This is a genomic window from Dyadobacter flavalbus (genome assembly GCF_006149045.1).
In the GTDB taxonomy this organism is placed as follows: Bacteria; Bacteroidota; Bacteroidia; order Cytophagales; family Spirosomataceae; genus Dyadobacter; species Dyadobacter flavalbus.
This window is the reverse complement of the sequence record NZ_VBSN01000039.1, coordinates 1-14,861: the sequence shown is the minus strand read 5'-3', so window position 1 is coordinate 14,861 and position 14,861 is coordinate 1. Positions and strand designations below refer to the sequence as shown.

The following is a 14,861-nucleotide window of genomic DNA, read 5'->3' as shown; positions in this document are numbered from 1 at the left end:
TTTTTTTGACTGGTTTTATGATCTAATCCAGACTGATGATTACTGCTTTACGATTTTGCCAAAACTGAAAGTATTTCCCTGTTTCAGATGATAAATGTACGTTCCGGCTGCCAGATTACTGCCATTGATTTCAACATGGTATTTTCCGGCTGCCTGAATCTGATCAACCAGAACAGCCTGCTTTTGTCCGTGGATTGTATAAAGGGTTAAATTCACCATGTTTGTTTCCGGCAGCTGATAGAAAACCGTTGTGTTTTGCTGAAACGGGTTCGGGTAAGCAACAGCAGGGAAGTCAGCCGCAGAATTGATTCGGGCAGCATCCTGATTGATTGTTTCAGCCTCTTTTTCACCATTCCGCGCCAGGCTGTTTGCTCTTGGAAGTTCCGGGTGTTCGGATCTGAAACTGACAGAAAGGTAATCCATGTTCGGGCCGCTGGAACCAATGGAAGTTAATCTGATTTTATGCGTTCCCGGTTCCAGATACACCTTTGCACCCGAGTAAAATGCCCAGTTGTTCCAGCTGTACACGGGCAGAAAAGCCGATATTTCAACCAGTTCATTATCTGCAGTCAGTCGCATGGATCTTGCATCTTTGCTGCCGTTTGAAAACTGAAAGCCCAGTGTATACGTACCGGGTAATTGTGTCCGGATTGTCCATTCAATGTATTCCTGTTTCGGATTAATAAAATCAACATAGCCTTTTCCGCTGTATCCGCTATGATGCTTTTCAATCTGTGCACCGGAGATTTTGGCATCTTCTGCTTCCAGATTCTGGATTTCCGGCTGAGGAACAGCAAACACAAGGTAATTGGATTTTGCACCTTCGGCAGGCGCTTCCATATTTGCTCCCAGAATAAACGGCTGTGGGTACAAATGCCAGTAATCAACCAGCTTGCTGTAAATTTCCAGGGTATTGGAATTTGGATCTGTGGTGCGTATGACATCTTCTGTTTTATGCCAGCTTTGTAACCAGCCCGGCAAGGCTGCGGCCTTTTTGTCATAGGCAATGTAAACAATGGCGGATTTTTTAATGAAAGTTGTGAGCCAGGAAGTTTGTGTTTCATTTTTATCCTGCATGGCTGTCTGGATAAAAGAAGCACCCTGTAAATAGGACGGCGCCGAAGTAATGCGGAAATCACGGTCGGTGTATATGTTGCTGCCGGTGCATAGTTTGGTAACGTTATATGATTTGTCATTGGCATCCGAAACCTGGGTAATCAGGTTATCTTCTTCGGGCTTTTCCGGAACTGGCGGCTTGATGGTTTGCGGTACACGGACTTCCATCCAGTCTACATAAAATTTATCGCTGGCTGTTTGTGTCGATACCATCCAGCCAAAGTGCCCGAGTTGCCTGTATGTCAAGTCAATGGTTTCCAGATCCGGTTTGGAGCGGTAGCCCGCGCCTCTGTTGAGGAAGACCTGGATCAATCCGTTTTTGTAGCGGGCGATTTTAAATTTATACCATTGCGTTTTCGTGAGTTCGGGATAAATGCTGATTTCGTCAAGAACTTCAGGATGATAAATGTTGTCCGTTGCTAGCCCTAATACAAGGCGTCCGCCTGTGTCCGGACTGTAACTGAGCACGTACGCTTTTTGCTCTGAAGTATTTGCACGGCCAAAAGTCAGTCTGAACTCCCGCCAGTAACTTCCGTTCAAACCCATTGCGGCGGTTTCGATCACGTATGATTCTGCGGTATATTTTTCAGCAGTAAGCAAGGAACCGGCATCAAATGGATTGTAGGCAGCACCATTTAAAACAGACCAGTTTTCATCGGCTTTCCAGCTTTTACTCAGAGAATTTCCATTGAAATCATCTCTTAAAAGAAGCTGGTCAGACTGTGCAAACAGGGATTGCACACCTGTGGTGAACATTAGCAAGCAAAGCAGCATGTTGCGGCAATTGCTAAACGAAGGGTGAAAGCGTAGTGTTTTTTTCATGAAGATATAGAGGATAAAATAGTAGTATTCAACAGCGAATTTGTACAGGCGTATTAGTTTCAGACAATCTATTCTGGTATTGTTTGTAAAATAATTATAGTCTGTATGTTTAAACTTACAAATTAATTTGTAATTATATTTAAAATTGTTTGTAAGTAAATAAAAAACAATTCTAATACTCGTTTTCCGTCATGCGTTTGCAGGTTTTTACAGGTTTATGAGTTGGAAAAAGATTTGGATTTTAGAATTCCGGCTTTAAGTCTATCCTCTGGCCGCCACCAAAAATATTTGCTGGGCTGTATGTGGTTGGTTCCTGATTTTTGAACTGCTGCAACAACTTTATTTCAAGAGCTATTAAAAAGCAGTAGGGTACAGATTCTTTTTTCATAATCAGAAAGTTATGAAAGTGGATTCTGTTGCTGATAAATAAGTATGCCAGATTGAATTCTGACGAATGTCTATATATCAGCACTGCCGGTACTTTGAAACCAGCAGATTTTTAAGCCCATAAGAAACCAAGAGGCCATTTAACCTTTTTGTTGAACCAATCATTAATTTTATTAAACACTGTCAAAATACTTTATAAGTTTGGAAGTCGGTGCACATGTAGTATAGTAAAATGCGTTAATATTATACGTAAATAATACTACCTAAAAATGGACTCTATACGGACGTACCTTGATTTAATCTATGAATATGAACCTACATCAGCATCCTATAAAGAGCGTACGAAGGATTTTGCGGGATCATGCATAGCACTCGATTACGAACAGATACCGGATGCAGGCGAAATGATCGATCTGGGATCAACAGAATTTCATCAGGCACCGGATTACTGGTATACAAAGGATACCAAGAAGTATTGTGCTACACTGCTGATTTGGAAAAAGGACTGGATTATTGATTTTATAGAAGTGACGTGCAGTTGTATGGTCATTTACCTGGCACATTTAACTAAAAACGAGATCGGAATAAAGTTGTGCCTTTCAAATCAGTAAATGAATTGTTAATTGTTACTGGCAAACGTTTCAGGATGCCCCTCCGGGGCCGCATTTATGAACAGAATGGCTTTTGCTACAAACAGGAGGCCGCTCTGCGGCCGGGCATTCTGCTGCGGATGAACGCCCTGTTTGTAGCAAAGGTTTTACCTGATTACATGCTGCCCTTACTGAAAGGTGCGGATGTTCGTTGAAGGAACATTATAAATGCACAGACGCAGTTAGCCGGAAAGTTTGCGCCAGCGGGCTTCCTTGCTCAACCGGAAAAAGACAGGCGAAATCAGCAGTGTAATTTTTAAGGATGCGCAGACCTGCCCCGGTTGTGAAATATTTAAGGTTGCCCTTGTTTTTGTTTTCACCAAAATATCCTCCGCGTAACGCCAGAACACCCTTATACCAGTATTCACCGCCGGCTGCCAGCGCAACTTCCTGCATTTCTTCCCTGAATCCGCCCGGCGCATCTGTAAATGATCCCAGAACACCGCTGAGCAAAGGCTTGTTGTTAACGTTTGACGCATATTGCGGAGTCGGAACCATGAGTTTGATGGCATCCAGTATGAAATTAAACCTGTGTTTGCCGTTTTCGGTAAAAGAAAATCCGCCGCCCACTTTCAGCGTTGTAGGCAGAAAATCGTCCGTCTCTGTTCCGGCACCGTAATTTATTTTACCGCCCGCATTGGAAAGTACCGCACCCAACGACCAGGAAACCTCTTTTCCCGTCGTTTCATTGGTGAGTTGTTTACGGTAATAAGCACTCAGGTCGCCGGCCATGGTTTGCGCGTTCCGGATTTCGATATTGCCTAATATAATGTCTTCTGTTAACCGGGAAGCAATGTATTTCAGCGTAAAACCCATGGAGAAATTGTTTCCGAGCTGCCGGCTGTAAGTGCCGCTGATGGCTGACTGATTTGCTTCAAATGGCGGAAGTTGCTGCGGAAATGCATAACCCGGAAAATCAACTTCAGCATTGTTCATGTAATTGAAAGACAAAGCCATAGCCTGCCCTTTCGCCAATTTTTTGTAGGCAGTTCCGTAGCCCTGCCACATTTCCGGGACAACCTTGCGAAGCCATGGTAAATACGATACCGACGCACCAAAATCCTTTTCGGCAAAGGAAAGTTTGGACGCATTCCAGAAAGTAGCATTGGCATCGGCACTCAGCGCAACGCCCGCTTCTCCCATGGCCGCACTTCTGGCATCCGGTGCACGTTGCAAAAATAAGAGCTGACTTGACGGAATCCGCATGGACTGGGCAGACAATTCAGTATTTGAGAACAGGAATAAACAGAACAGACCGGACTGGAAAAGCTTCATGACAAAAGGGTTTAAACTTGTGAAACAGGTTTTTGACAAATGCATGCGGACTGAAATCTTGCAAAGAAGCTGCTTCCCTGAAAACGGAATATTTTTAACTATTAGTATTATTGTCCAACACTGGTAAGTAACTTTTATGAAGTAAATGATGATTTCCGATAGGGCGTTGATCTGTTACTGATTGAAAAGTGATTCTGGCAAGTCTGGCCGGAAGTGAATGGTATTAGTCGTAAAGCCGGACATTGTGCTGTTTATAGTTCAGGCATGAACGGACAATGGCGATAAATTCCTTACTTTATCGGTGGTACTGAATTTATACCTTCAAAATCTTTACCCTGAAAAAACCGCAAAACGAACAATTGATGAAGACTGAAAAAGAAAAAATGCTGGATGGCGAACTCTACGTTGCCCTTGATCCGCAATTGACCGAAGAAAGAACAAGGACGCGCCTGCTGCTTCTCGAACTGAACAACAGCCGTGAAGACGAGCCTGAAAAAAGAATTGAGATACTGAAACAACTGATTCCCAATGCAGGAGCAGACTTGTGGCTGCAGCCGCCATTTTATTGTGACTACGGAAGTAATATGATCGTGGGTGAAAAGGTATTTTTCAACTTCAATTGCGTGGTGCTGGATGTTACTTATGTACGGATCGGCAGCCGGACGCTTTTCGGGCCTAACGTTCAGATCTACACGGCAACGCATCCCCTTGATCCTGTGACGAGGGCTTCGGGCGTGGAATCCGCCAAACCGATTACAATCGGAGAAGATGTATGGGTTGGCGGCAGCGCTGTGATAAACCCGGGCGTAACCATTGGCGACCGTTCTATTATCGGTGCAGGCAGTGTTGTCACCAAAGATGTTCCGGCAGATGTGTTTGCAGCCGGCAACCCGTGCCGCGTAATCAGGTCACTGGTGTAGCCCGGCTTTATGGATTTGGAACGTCAGTTATTCCGATTTCAATGCGTGGTTTTAACTTCTGGCATTGCAGGAATATTTGGAAAGCAGTAAAATTAACTTACATTTGTATCGTACACGATATAATCGTAAACGATTTTTAAACAACAATATGGAATCATTGTATCAAACGACCGTTGCGGTAACCGGTGGTCGTAATGGAAAAGTCAGAAGTGAAGACGGCGTGCTCGAACTGGAAGTGCGTACGCCGAAGGAACTGGGCGGGAAAGAAGGTTATACCAATCCTGAACAGTTATTTGCAGCAGGTTATGCGGCTTGCTTCGACAGCGCATTGAACCTGATTATGCACCGGGAAAAAGTGAAACCTGCATCTCCTTCGACCGTGAAAGCTACCGTTGCATTAAAGTCCAATGGAGAAGGAGGGTTCGCGCTGGGTGTTGTCCTGGCTGTGAACATACCTGGAATTGAAAAAGCCCGGGCACAGGAACTGGTTGAAAAAGCGCATGTTGTATGTCCGTATTCCAATGCAACCCGCGGGAACATTGATGTACAGCTGGAAGTCATTGAATAAGTTGCACTCAATCAGGCTTAGTGCAGAAGAAAAGGATTCAAAAACATGGAAACGGATGAATTTCTGAAACTGGAAAACCAGTTGTGTTTCCCGCTTTATGCAGCATCCAGGCTGGTAACAAAATGTTATCAGCCTGTTCTGGATGAAATGGGGCTTACTTATCCTCAATATCTTGTTTTGCTGGTATTATGGGAAAAAGATTCGGTAAACCTGAGTGTGCTTTCCGGAAAACTGCAGTTGCAGTCCAACACGCTGACTCCCTTGCTGAAGCGGATGCAGGAAATGGATCTTGTCAACCGGGTGCGTTCCGATCAGGACGAACGCAGCATTATTATTTCACTGACGGAAAAAGGGCAACTGTTGAAGTCCGGAGTGCCTGAAATGCAAAGCCGTTTGGCCAACAATATCGGCATTACACAGGAAGAAGGACAAGTTTTACACAGTCTGCTTTACAAACTGATTGAAAACCTGAAAGTTTGAAACAGGATCGGTTCTGGCTGAGACGGATTGTTTGATTTCTGATTCTTACTCGTTTTTCCGGTTTATAAAACCTTCTGAAAAGAAAATATACTTAATCTATTAATTTAATAGTTTACTGCATTTAAATTTGTGCTGATACGTTTGATTCTTTGGCTTGATTTTAAACCTGTAAACCATGATGATCAGAAAAATTTACCTGACGCTTGCATTATCCGCAATAACCGTTCTGAATACTTTCGCACAAAGCGACGGCACACACAAGCTGGCAGCAGCCGAAGTAACCAAAGTCAATGAAGTGCTTGATGCTTACCTGCGTACCTTCAATGCAAAAGACCTGAAAGGCTGGGAGGGAACCTATCATTTTCCGCATTATCGTCTGGCTAGCGGCAAAATGTCGGTTCTTGAAAAAGCAGGACTGAGGGATTCTGCCAATGTATTCGGCCCGTTGATAAAAGCCGGATGGGATTACAGCAAATGGGATCACCGGAATATTGTCCAGGCTTCGGAAAACAAGGTGCATGTTGATACAAAATTCACCCGCTTTCGAAAAGATGGAAGTATAGTTGCCTCGTATGAAAGCCTTTATGTACTTACCAAAGAGGACGGAAAATGGGCTGTGAAGTTGCGGTCCAGTTTTGCAGAATAATCTTGATTGAATATGAAAAAAGGATTTCTCCTCGCTGCTGCAATTATATTTTCTGTTTATGATGTCAGTTTTGGCCAGAACAGCAAACCCAACATTGTCTTCATCATGGCGGATGATCTTGGCTATACGGATCTTTCCTGCTACGGAAATCCGTATCACAGGACGCCGAACATTGATTCGCTGGCCGGAAAAGGGCTGAAATTTACGCAGGCTTATGCGGCTTGTCCGGTTTGCTCTCCATCGCGTGCAGCCATTATGACGGGTAAGTATCCGGCGCGGCTGCATCTGACCAACTTCATTGCCGGAGACAGAAAAGATCCGTCATCACCCGTGCTGCCTGCGCAATGGACGAAGTATCTGCCTTCCTCTGAAACCACACTGGCCGAAGTTTTGAAAAAACAGGGTTATACAACGGGTATTGTCGGAAAATGGCATTTGGGCACTGCAGATTCCACATCGCCTGCCCAACAGGGATTTGATTACGACCGCGTTATTGCAAAGAACGGACTGGATTACTATAACTATACGATCACTTCGAAAGGAAAAACCGTTTTTGAAGATAAAGGGCAGCATTATCTGACAGACAAGCTCACGGATTACGCCGTCGGGTATATTCAGGAAAACAGGTCAAAACCTTTCTTTTTATATCTTGCGTACTCTGCGCCGCATATTATGCTGGTGCCGCGGGCGGATAAGCTGGCTTATTATTTCTCGAAATTTGCGGAACATAAGGGCAAGTTCAATCCCAATTATGCGGCTATGCTCGAAAGCATGGACGACGGCGTTGGCCGCGTTGTAAAACAGCTTGCGGAAAGTAACCTGCTGGAAAATACAATTATTGTTTTTACGTCAGACAACGGCGGGCTCGGACTTCCCGAACTCGGGCCTGCACCCACCAACCTGGAACCGCTTCGAAAATGGAAAGGCCATGTGTACGAAGGTGGAATCCGCGTACCGCTTATTTTTACATGGAAAGGAAACATTCCCGCTAATTCCGTTACGGACAACTACATCATTGGTACTGACTATCTTGCGACTTTTGCTGAACTTTTGAAAATAGGTGATCTAAAAACGACTGCCGACGGAAAAAGCTTTTACGGATTACTTCGCGAGCCATCAAAAGATTATGCACGCGGGCCGGTTTACTGGCATTATCCGCATTTCAGCAATCAGGAAGGAAGGCCGTCGGGCGCCATCCGAAATGGTGATTTCAAGCTGGTGGAATCTTATGAAACCGGTAAAACCGAACTTTTTAATGTAAAGGAAGATGTCGGCGAAACCAGAGACCTGTCGGCAACGGAGCCGGAAAAAACGCAGGAACTGCTTCATGCACTGCAGGAATGGCGCAAACAGGTAAATGCCAACATGCCTGAGCCCAATCCGGATTACCGCAGAAAAGACTGATTTTGCCAACTGTTCTGAATACCATACAAAACAACAATCGTGAAAAATCCTTGTTCCTTTTGCAGGAGTTTGCCTTTTTTAATTTCAGGCAGGGTAAATTCAGGTTGGTATAGGATTTAAAAAGCAGATAAAACTGAGTGCCGACAAACTTTTGAAGCCGTTTCAGGATTGTTGGAATACTTTTGGATGAATGTAAAATTCCATTTGACATATCCAGTTCTGAACTAATTACGGGTAAAACCGAAAGGCACCTGATGAAAATCGCCACTTACAATATAAACGGTATGAACGCCCGCCTGCCGGTACTGCTGCGTTGGCTAGCTGAAACAAAACCGGATGTAGTTTGTCTGCAGGAACTCAAGGCACCGCAGGAAAAGTTTCCGGAAAAAGAGTTGTTAGATGCCGGTTACAATGCAATCTGGCATGGACAGAAAAGCTGGAACGGCGTTGCCATCCTGACGAACGGAAAAGTTATCCGGCAGGTTCGGAATGAACTTCCGGGCGATGAAAATGACGACCAGAGCCGGTATATAGAAGCAATTGTTGATCAAAAAAGGATTGGATGCCTTTATTTACCAAACGGCAATCCGGCACCCGGACCGAAATTCGATTATAAGCTGCGGTGGTTCGAAAGACTGAAAGCACACGCAGCTTATTTGCTTGCCGAGGAACTGCCCGTCATTCTTGCAGGGGACTTCAACGTAATTCCTACGGAAATGGATGCGTATAAACCCGAACGATGGCTGAAAGACGCCTTGTTTCTGCCCGAAACGCGTGCTGCTTTTCAGGAACTTATGGATCAGGGCTGGACGGATGCCTTGCGGAAACTGCATCCGGATGAAACTATTTACACGTTTTGGGATTACTTCCGAAATGCATACGGGCGCAATGCAGGGTTGCGCATCGACCACTTTTTGCTGAGTCCTTCCATTTCGGGAAGCCTCATTGCTTCCGGCGTCGACAGTCAGGTCCGGGGTTGGGAAAAGACCAGCGATCATGCACCGGTATGGATTGAACTGAAAGACGATTCTTTGTAAAGACTGGAAATTGCAGGAATCTGTAAAAAATGTTTAATCCGGAACTGCATCCTGAAATTCATTTTCTTCCGGTTCACTTTTCAAACGGGGTCCGATGAGCAAAAGCATGTAAATAATAACACCTATTGCAAAGCTGATGAGAGTCCCGGCAATTTTGTAGTCATTTCTGGATTCATAAGTTTTGGTTCTGGGTTGAAGAATCACAAAATCATTGGTGACGCGCTTCCTTAATGCATACTGAATGGCTATCCGGAAATTTTCCCGGTCATAAGATGCGGGTTTGTGTTCAAAATGATCGAGATTGGAAAAATTATAATGCTGCATTTTGGCAATACATTCTTCCAGAAATTTTCTGAAACGTTTTTCCTTGTTGGCATTGCTGCCCCAGTTGCTAATCTGCTTGTTAAATTTAACGCCATACCAGTAAAGCGGGGTCATGGTAATTGGCTGGGTTTTGTGGGTCAGAATGGGATTCGCAAAATAAATATCTATTTCCAGCTTCTCATTATATCTTCCCATTGCCCGGAATGCAGAATGTACGCCTCCGATATATTTGTATACAAAAAACTGTTTGATCCGGTAATACCTTACATGCTCATGTTTGCGGATTTCCTTCACAGTCTGGAGTTCAAGCAATTTGCCGGTATTGGTAGTCAGGAAACTTTGGGAAAATGCAAGCATGGCAGTAATTGTTACCCAGCCTGAAACCTGCATTTGCCAGCTGCCTCTGTCGTTGTTTTTCTTGAAAGTGAATGCATTGAACCGCGGTCTGAGCCATATTAAAACAGGTATCCATGGAAAAATCAAAGGAATCCAGATATTCCAGATGTCCTCGTCCAGTTCCAGAATCGGGTATTTGCCTAGGAAGAGCAACCATCTAGTAAAACCAAGTAAAATCACCGAACTCCATGCAAAAAGGGAAAATGCTGGAAGAACGTGTTTGAGCTTCTTGATATAATTTTTACTGATCCGCATAAACGAAAAGCAGGTATAAAGTCAGGGTTTATATTCAGTTAAGACGGAATCGTCCTGGTAATACCCGTAAGTCACCTGCTATTTCGTTATTTTTGAATTAAGCCATGGCTGAAATCAGCTGAAATTGATTTTGGTAATGAGTTATTTTTTCTAACATGCTCTTCGTTAAGCGACAATAGTAAAATAAAAACGGATTTTGCATATGGCCTCGGCGACGCCTCCTGAAATTTACGCTAAAAAGAAGGCTCCTCCGGAGCCAACAATTATCGCTGTTTACTTTCCATTAGCTACAAACAGAAAGCTCCTCCGGAGCAAAGGCCTGGCCGCAGAGCGGCCTTCTGTTTCTAGCAAAACAAAATCGATTTGCATGTGGCCCCGGAGGGGCGTACTGAAACAAGTGCTAAAAAAGTTAGCTCCGGAGCCAACAATTATCGCTGTTTACTTCCGATTAGCTACAAACAGAAAGCTCCTCCGGAGCAAAGGCCTGGCCGCAGAGCGGTCTTCTGTTTCTAGCAAAACAAGACCAATTTTGCATGTGGCCCCGGCAGGGCCTCCTGAAATTTACGCTAAAAAGAAGGCTCCTCCGGAGCCAAAAATACTACTACTTACTTTCCATTAGCTACAAACAGAAAGCTCCTCCGGAGCAACGGCTTGGCCGCAGAGCGGCCTTCTGTTTCTAGCAAAACAAAACCGATTTTGGATGTGGCCCCGGCAGGGCCTCCTGAAATGTACGCTAAAAAGGAGGCTCCGCCGGAGCTAAATAACAAACACTATTTCACTTCCTGTAACTAGCAAGCCAGAATCCCAAGCTGTACTTACTTCAATTCACCCTTTTCAGCATCCTTTTTCATTTCTTCGTTTGCAAAAATCGCAAGTTCCACCCGGCGGTTTTTCTCACGGTTTACTTCGCTGTCATTTGGAAATTTAGGCTGGGCTTCGCCATACCATTTGGTTTTCAGTCTGGATGAGGGTAAATTTTGTGATTCCAGATAAGAAGAAACAGCTTCGGCTCGGCGTTCGGATAACTTCATATTGTATTTGTCAGAGCCGGTATCATCGGTATGGCCTTCCAGCAGAATCTGGGTATCCTCATATTTGCCAAGAATCCCCGCTACTTTTTGCAGTTCCTTTTTGGCATCTTCACTCAGATCGGACGAGTTCAGCTTGAAAAGCAGACCTGAGTTGAAAGTCAGGTTAATGCCTTCGCCGACTCTTTCCACAGTAGCGTCCGGAATGGCCTGTTTCAATTCCTGGGCCTGTTTATCCATATGCCTGCCGATAAGATATCCGGCCGAACCTCCGACAGCAGCACCGATCAAAGCACCGATTACACTGTTTTTTCCCGTCAGTTCACCCACTGCGGCACCGGCAGCGGCTCCGCCGGCCACACCGATACCCGTTCCTTTTTGTGTGTTATTCAAACTTTTGCAGCCAATCATGAAGGCCAGTACTACGATCATCAAGCTATTTTTTTTCACGATGCAGGTTATTTTATGTTTAATTGATTTATTCGCAAATCATGCTCGACAACAAGTCAAGCTGCAGGTTTTTCAGTCCTAGTTCAAGCGCCTTTTTTATATCACCGCAGGCATTGTCTTTTTCCTGTTTTGTCATTCTGCCGGACAGTTCCTTGATGTCGGTGGTGACATATTTCTGCTGCATCTGTTTCAAATGCGCCTCAGTCCTGATCTGATAAATGTCAAGATCATTTTTCCCCAGTTCCAGAACTTTGTCATAAGCTGCAAACGCATCGTCGTAGTTATTGATCTTGATCATCATATCACCTTTCTGAATGAAAAAAGAAGGATTTTCGGGATCCAGTTCGATGGCTTTGGTGAGGTTTGTGTCGGCATCTGCAAGCATATCAAGCTGAAAGTTCAGCTGTGCAAGCTGTGCAAACATCTTTGCGCGGGCCTTCAGGTTCTTGTTCTTTTTAGTCAGGTCGGTGATTTTGATCAAATCCGCTTTTGCATCTTCAGTGCGCCCCAGATTGCTGTATGCATAACTTCTTGCATAAAAAGCGGTTACATTGGTTTGCTTGCTGGCCTTAATGGCTTTGTTCGCAGAATTTACCGCATCTTCATATTGTTTGAGGCCGTTGGATGCCACTGCAACTCCGATGTTTCCCTCAATTTTGGCATCTTTTGCAGAACAATCTTTAAGCACCTTGGTGAAAGTATCCAGCGCTTCCTGATATTGCCCCTGATCATTCTGCTTGTTGCCGGTCTGGATCTGTTTGAAACATTTGTTGGAGGTTGTCAGCAGTTGCTGGGCCGGGACAGACAGCGGTAACAGCAGTGCAAAAAACATAAAAGCTTTTGTAGTCATAAAATCTCAGTCTCGTAAAAAGTACATTTTCCCGTACAAAACAATCCACATGCAGACGTGTTTCGGAACGGTTAAGATGAACAGCCGTAAAATAGAATGCCAGCTGTAAACTGAGGAAATGTTTTGACCTGTAACGGTCCATTTAAAAATAATGTAAAATTGCTGTTTGCAATCTGCGGCATAGTAAAAAACAAAACGGTTGCAGCATAAAGGAACTTGTTAAGTCCATTCATACTGCAACCGTTTTAAAATCCATGTAGCGCTTTATATATGTTCTTTTAGGCTGCTACATGGACAAAGTTCTTCGTCTTCTTTCTTGAAAATCCTGTTGGTCCGGTTTAAAACCGGTATTGTATTCGGTTAATTGGTAGCAAGAACATTGCCGTTGCCAAGGCCAAAAAAGGATCTGGAAATCGGATCGGATAATATTTTATTTATGGCCAGGTCAGCACCATATTTGGTGAAATGGTTTTCATCAAACATGTAAGGTGTATTTTCCTTGGATAATGGCGGAAAGGAATCCATATTGATAATACGTACATAATAAGGTTTGAGGTTTTCACTCAGATAATTATCAAACGTATACGAACTGCTTATCAGGTATTTTTCACTTTCTTCTGATTCGTATTCATATTCTTTTGCAGCGATGCTTGGATAAGGAATATTATAGGTTTCACTTTCTCCTATGATCATTACTTTGATATTGTATTTATTGCAATAGTCAATGGTTTTTTTGATATAACCTAAAACCTGTTCAGGCGTATTGCTGTCATCTTTTGACCAGACTGCGCTGATAATAACACCATCAATTTTGTCTGCATTATTTTTGATAAAATCGTGATATACAAAATTGATAATGTCTCTGTTTCTTCCATTATGGTTGTTTTCCACGGTCGGCAAATCTCCGCTTTCTGCTGCTTTTAACAAATTTATCCCATTCTTGCTCAGACTTTCTTCCAGGGATACAAATAAATGAGCGGCATGACTGTCTCCGATCAGCAATACATTCTTTTTGTTCTTTTCAATGCAAAGACATTCTTTCTTGTTGTATTCTTTGGAAGATTTTCCGGAGCTTACAAAGCAATTTCCGGCAGCCAAACGATTTTTGGTGTCATGCGGATGATTTTTGGAATAATCTGCAATTTCCAGGGTTTTATCCTTGAACAAAGTATGATTTGTATTAAAATAACTTAAAGCAGAAGTGGCTATAATGCAGACCGTTGCAACTGCAATAATGGATTGGCTGTTTCTGATTTCGAGCGATTCAACATACTTGAATGACAAATAGGCCAATGTCGTTGCCAATGCCGTAAACAGGATGACGGACTGCACATTCACGCTTACTCCAAAGTACATGGCAATCACAAATATAGGCCAGTGCCATAAATATAACGAGTAAGAAATCTTGCCGATAAACTGTATGATCTGATGTTTTATTATGCCAAAGTCATTGTAATTTGCAACAATGACAAGGTATGTGGCAAGCACCGGAATCATCGTATACATTCCCGGCCATAACATGGACGTATTCAGCAGTAAAAAGCATGCAAAGATCGTGGCGTAGCCAACTATTGATAAAGCTTTTCTCCATTTGTTGTCTTTAACAAATCCCTCTGAAAAGAAAGCAACTCCTCCAAACAACATTTCCCATGATCTTGTTGGAAACAGATAAAAAGAAGCCGTCGGTTCTTTGATTGTAGCAATTACCGAGACAATAAATATCGCAACTGTGGTGCCTGTAAAGAATATGAAATAGACTGATTTATTCTTAAACACCTTGTTCATAACCAACAGAATGACCGGATAAATCAGGTAAAACTGCCATTCAACAGATAAAGACCATGTATGCAGAAGGATATTTGTATCGGAGGCTGCATCAAAATAATTAGAGCTTTTCCAGTACAGGAAGTTGGATAAAAACAAAAGACTTGCCGCAGCATTTTTCTGATTTCTTTTGTATTCTTCCGGCAGGTAAAAAAAGAAACAGACAATACTTAATATGATGACAAGGAACAGCAATGCCGGTGCAATCCGTTTCAGCCTCTTTGCATAATAATCCAGAAATGAAAATTCATTTTTATTGATGGAAGTGAAAATGATCCTGCTCATCAAATAACCGGAAATGAGAGACTGTAAACCAAACTGTGTCATCTCTTAATTTGATTAAGGGAAAAAATAAGTAAATTAGTTTAACTTAAAGACACAATGAAGACAAACGAATCCTTCGATTTCGAACGCTTCAAGGAAGAAGCA

The 14,861-nt window shown here is 43.3% G+C and carries 14 protein-coding genes; 7 read left to right on the top strand and 7 right to left on the bottom strand.

The window, feature by feature from the left end; translation table 11 throughout:
* Nucleotides 1-39 precede the first annotated feature (39 nt).
* On the bottom strand, nucleotides 40-1,938 hold the full coding sequence (locus tag FEM33_RS14800) for a T9SS type A sorting domain-containing protein (RefSeq protein WP_139012801.1): 1,899 nt from the start codon (nucleotides 1,936-1,938) through the stop codon (nucleotides 40-42).
* A gap of 241 nt (nucleotides 1,939-2,179) precedes the next feature.
* Nucleotides 2,180-2,326: a hypothetical protein gene (locus FEM33_RS26360; protein WP_161597134.1), complete on the bottom strand. Its 147-nt coding sequence runs from the start codon at nucleotides 2,324-2,326 to the stop codon at nucleotides 2,180-2,182.
* A gap of 268 nt (nucleotides 2,327-2,594) precedes the next feature.
* Between FEM33_RS26360 and FEM33_RS14795 the strand changes: the two genes are divergently transcribed.
* Entirely contained in the window at nucleotides 2,595-2,936 is a 342-nt protein-coding gene (locus tag FEM33_RS14795) for a hypothetical protein (RefSeq protein WP_139012800.1), read from the top strand.
* Nucleotides 2,937-3,137: 201 nt separating this feature from the next.
* Here the strand turns inward: FEM33_RS14795 and porV are convergent, their stop codons facing one another.
* Nucleotides 3,138-4,250: a type IX secretion system outer membrane channel protein PorV gene (gene porV, locus FEM33_RS14785; RefSeq protein WP_139012798.1), complete on the bottom strand. Its 1,113-nt coding sequence runs from the start codon at nucleotides 4,248-4,250 to the stop codon at nucleotides 3,138-3,140.
* A gap of 362 nt (nucleotides 4,251-4,612) precedes the next feature.
* Between porV and FEM33_RS14780 the strand changes: the two genes are divergently transcribed.
* From FEM33_RS14780 to xth, 6 genes are all read left to right on the top strand, one after another.
* Nucleotides 4,613-5,170: a maltose acetyltransferase domain-containing protein gene (locus FEM33_RS14780; RefSeq protein ID WP_139012797.1), complete on the top strand. Its 558-nt coding sequence runs from the start codon at nucleotides 4,613-4,615 to the stop codon at nucleotides 5,168-5,170.
* A 148-nt stretch (nucleotides 5,171-5,318) separates the two neighbouring features.
* Nucleotides 5,319-5,738: an organic hydroperoxide resistance protein gene (locus FEM33_RS14775; protein ID WP_139012796.1), complete on the top strand. Its 420-nt coding sequence runs from the start codon at nucleotides 5,319-5,321 to the stop codon at nucleotides 5,736-5,738.
* A 45-nt stretch (nucleotides 5,739-5,783) separates the two neighbouring features.
* Nucleotides 5,784-6,218 (top strand): MarR family winged helix-turn-helix transcriptional regulator, encoded by a 435-nt coding sequence (locus tag FEM33_RS14770; RefSeq protein ID WP_139012795.1) that lies wholly within the window; start codon nucleotides 5,784-5,786, stop codon nucleotides 6,216-6,218.
* Nucleotides 6,219-6,393: 175 nt separating this feature from the next.
* Nucleotides 6,394-6,864, top strand: a complete 471-nt coding sequence (locus tag FEM33_RS14765) for a DUF6841 family protein (RefSeq protein ID WP_139012794.1) — start codon at nucleotides 6,394-6,396, stop codon at nucleotides 6,862-6,864.
* A 12-nt stretch (nucleotides 6,865-6,876) separates the two neighbouring features.
* On the top strand, nucleotides 6,877-8,268 hold the full coding sequence (locus FEM33_RS14760; RefSeq protein ID WP_139012793.1) for a sulfatase: 1,392 nt from the start codon (nucleotides 6,877-6,879) through the stop codon (nucleotides 8,266-8,268).
* A gap of 254 nt (nucleotides 8,269-8,522) precedes the next feature.
* A complete protein-coding gene (gene xth / locus FEM33_RS14755; RefSeq protein ID WP_139012792.1) occupies nucleotides 8,523-9,305 on the top strand; it encodes an exodeoxyribonuclease III in 783 nt (260 codons plus the stop codon).
* 33 nt (nucleotides 9,306-9,338) lie between these two features.
* On the opposite strand, the gene FEM33_RS14750 is transcribed toward xth, so the two are convergent.
* The 4 genes from FEM33_RS14750 to FEM33_RS14735 form a co-directional block, all read right to left on the bottom strand.
* Nucleotides 9,339-10,280 (bottom strand): hypothetical protein, encoded by a 942-nt coding sequence (locus FEM33_RS14750; protein ID WP_139012791.1) that lies wholly within the window; start codon nucleotides 10,278-10,280, stop codon nucleotides 9,339-9,341.
* An 815-nt stretch (nucleotides 10,281-11,095) separates the two neighbouring features.
* Nucleotides 11,096-11,740, bottom strand: coding sequence for a YiaD family glycine zipper/OmpA-like lipoprotein (locus tag FEM33_RS14745; protein ID WP_139012818.1), 645 nt, complete (start codon nucleotides 11,738-11,740; stop codon nucleotides 11,096-11,098).
* Nucleotides 11,741-11,786: 46 nt separating this feature from the next.
* Nucleotides 11,787-12,608: a tetratricopeptide repeat protein gene (locus tag FEM33_RS14740; protein WP_139012790.1), complete on the bottom strand. Its 822-nt coding sequence runs from the start codon at nucleotides 12,606-12,608 to the stop codon at nucleotides 11,787-11,789.
* 360 nt (nucleotides 12,609-12,968) lie between these two features.
* A complete protein-coding gene (locus FEM33_RS14735) occupies nucleotides 12,969-14,759 on the bottom strand; it encodes an acyltransferase family protein (protein ID WP_139012789.1) in 1,791 nt (596 codons plus the stop codon).
* Nucleotides 14,760-14,861: the final 102 nt, after the last annotated feature.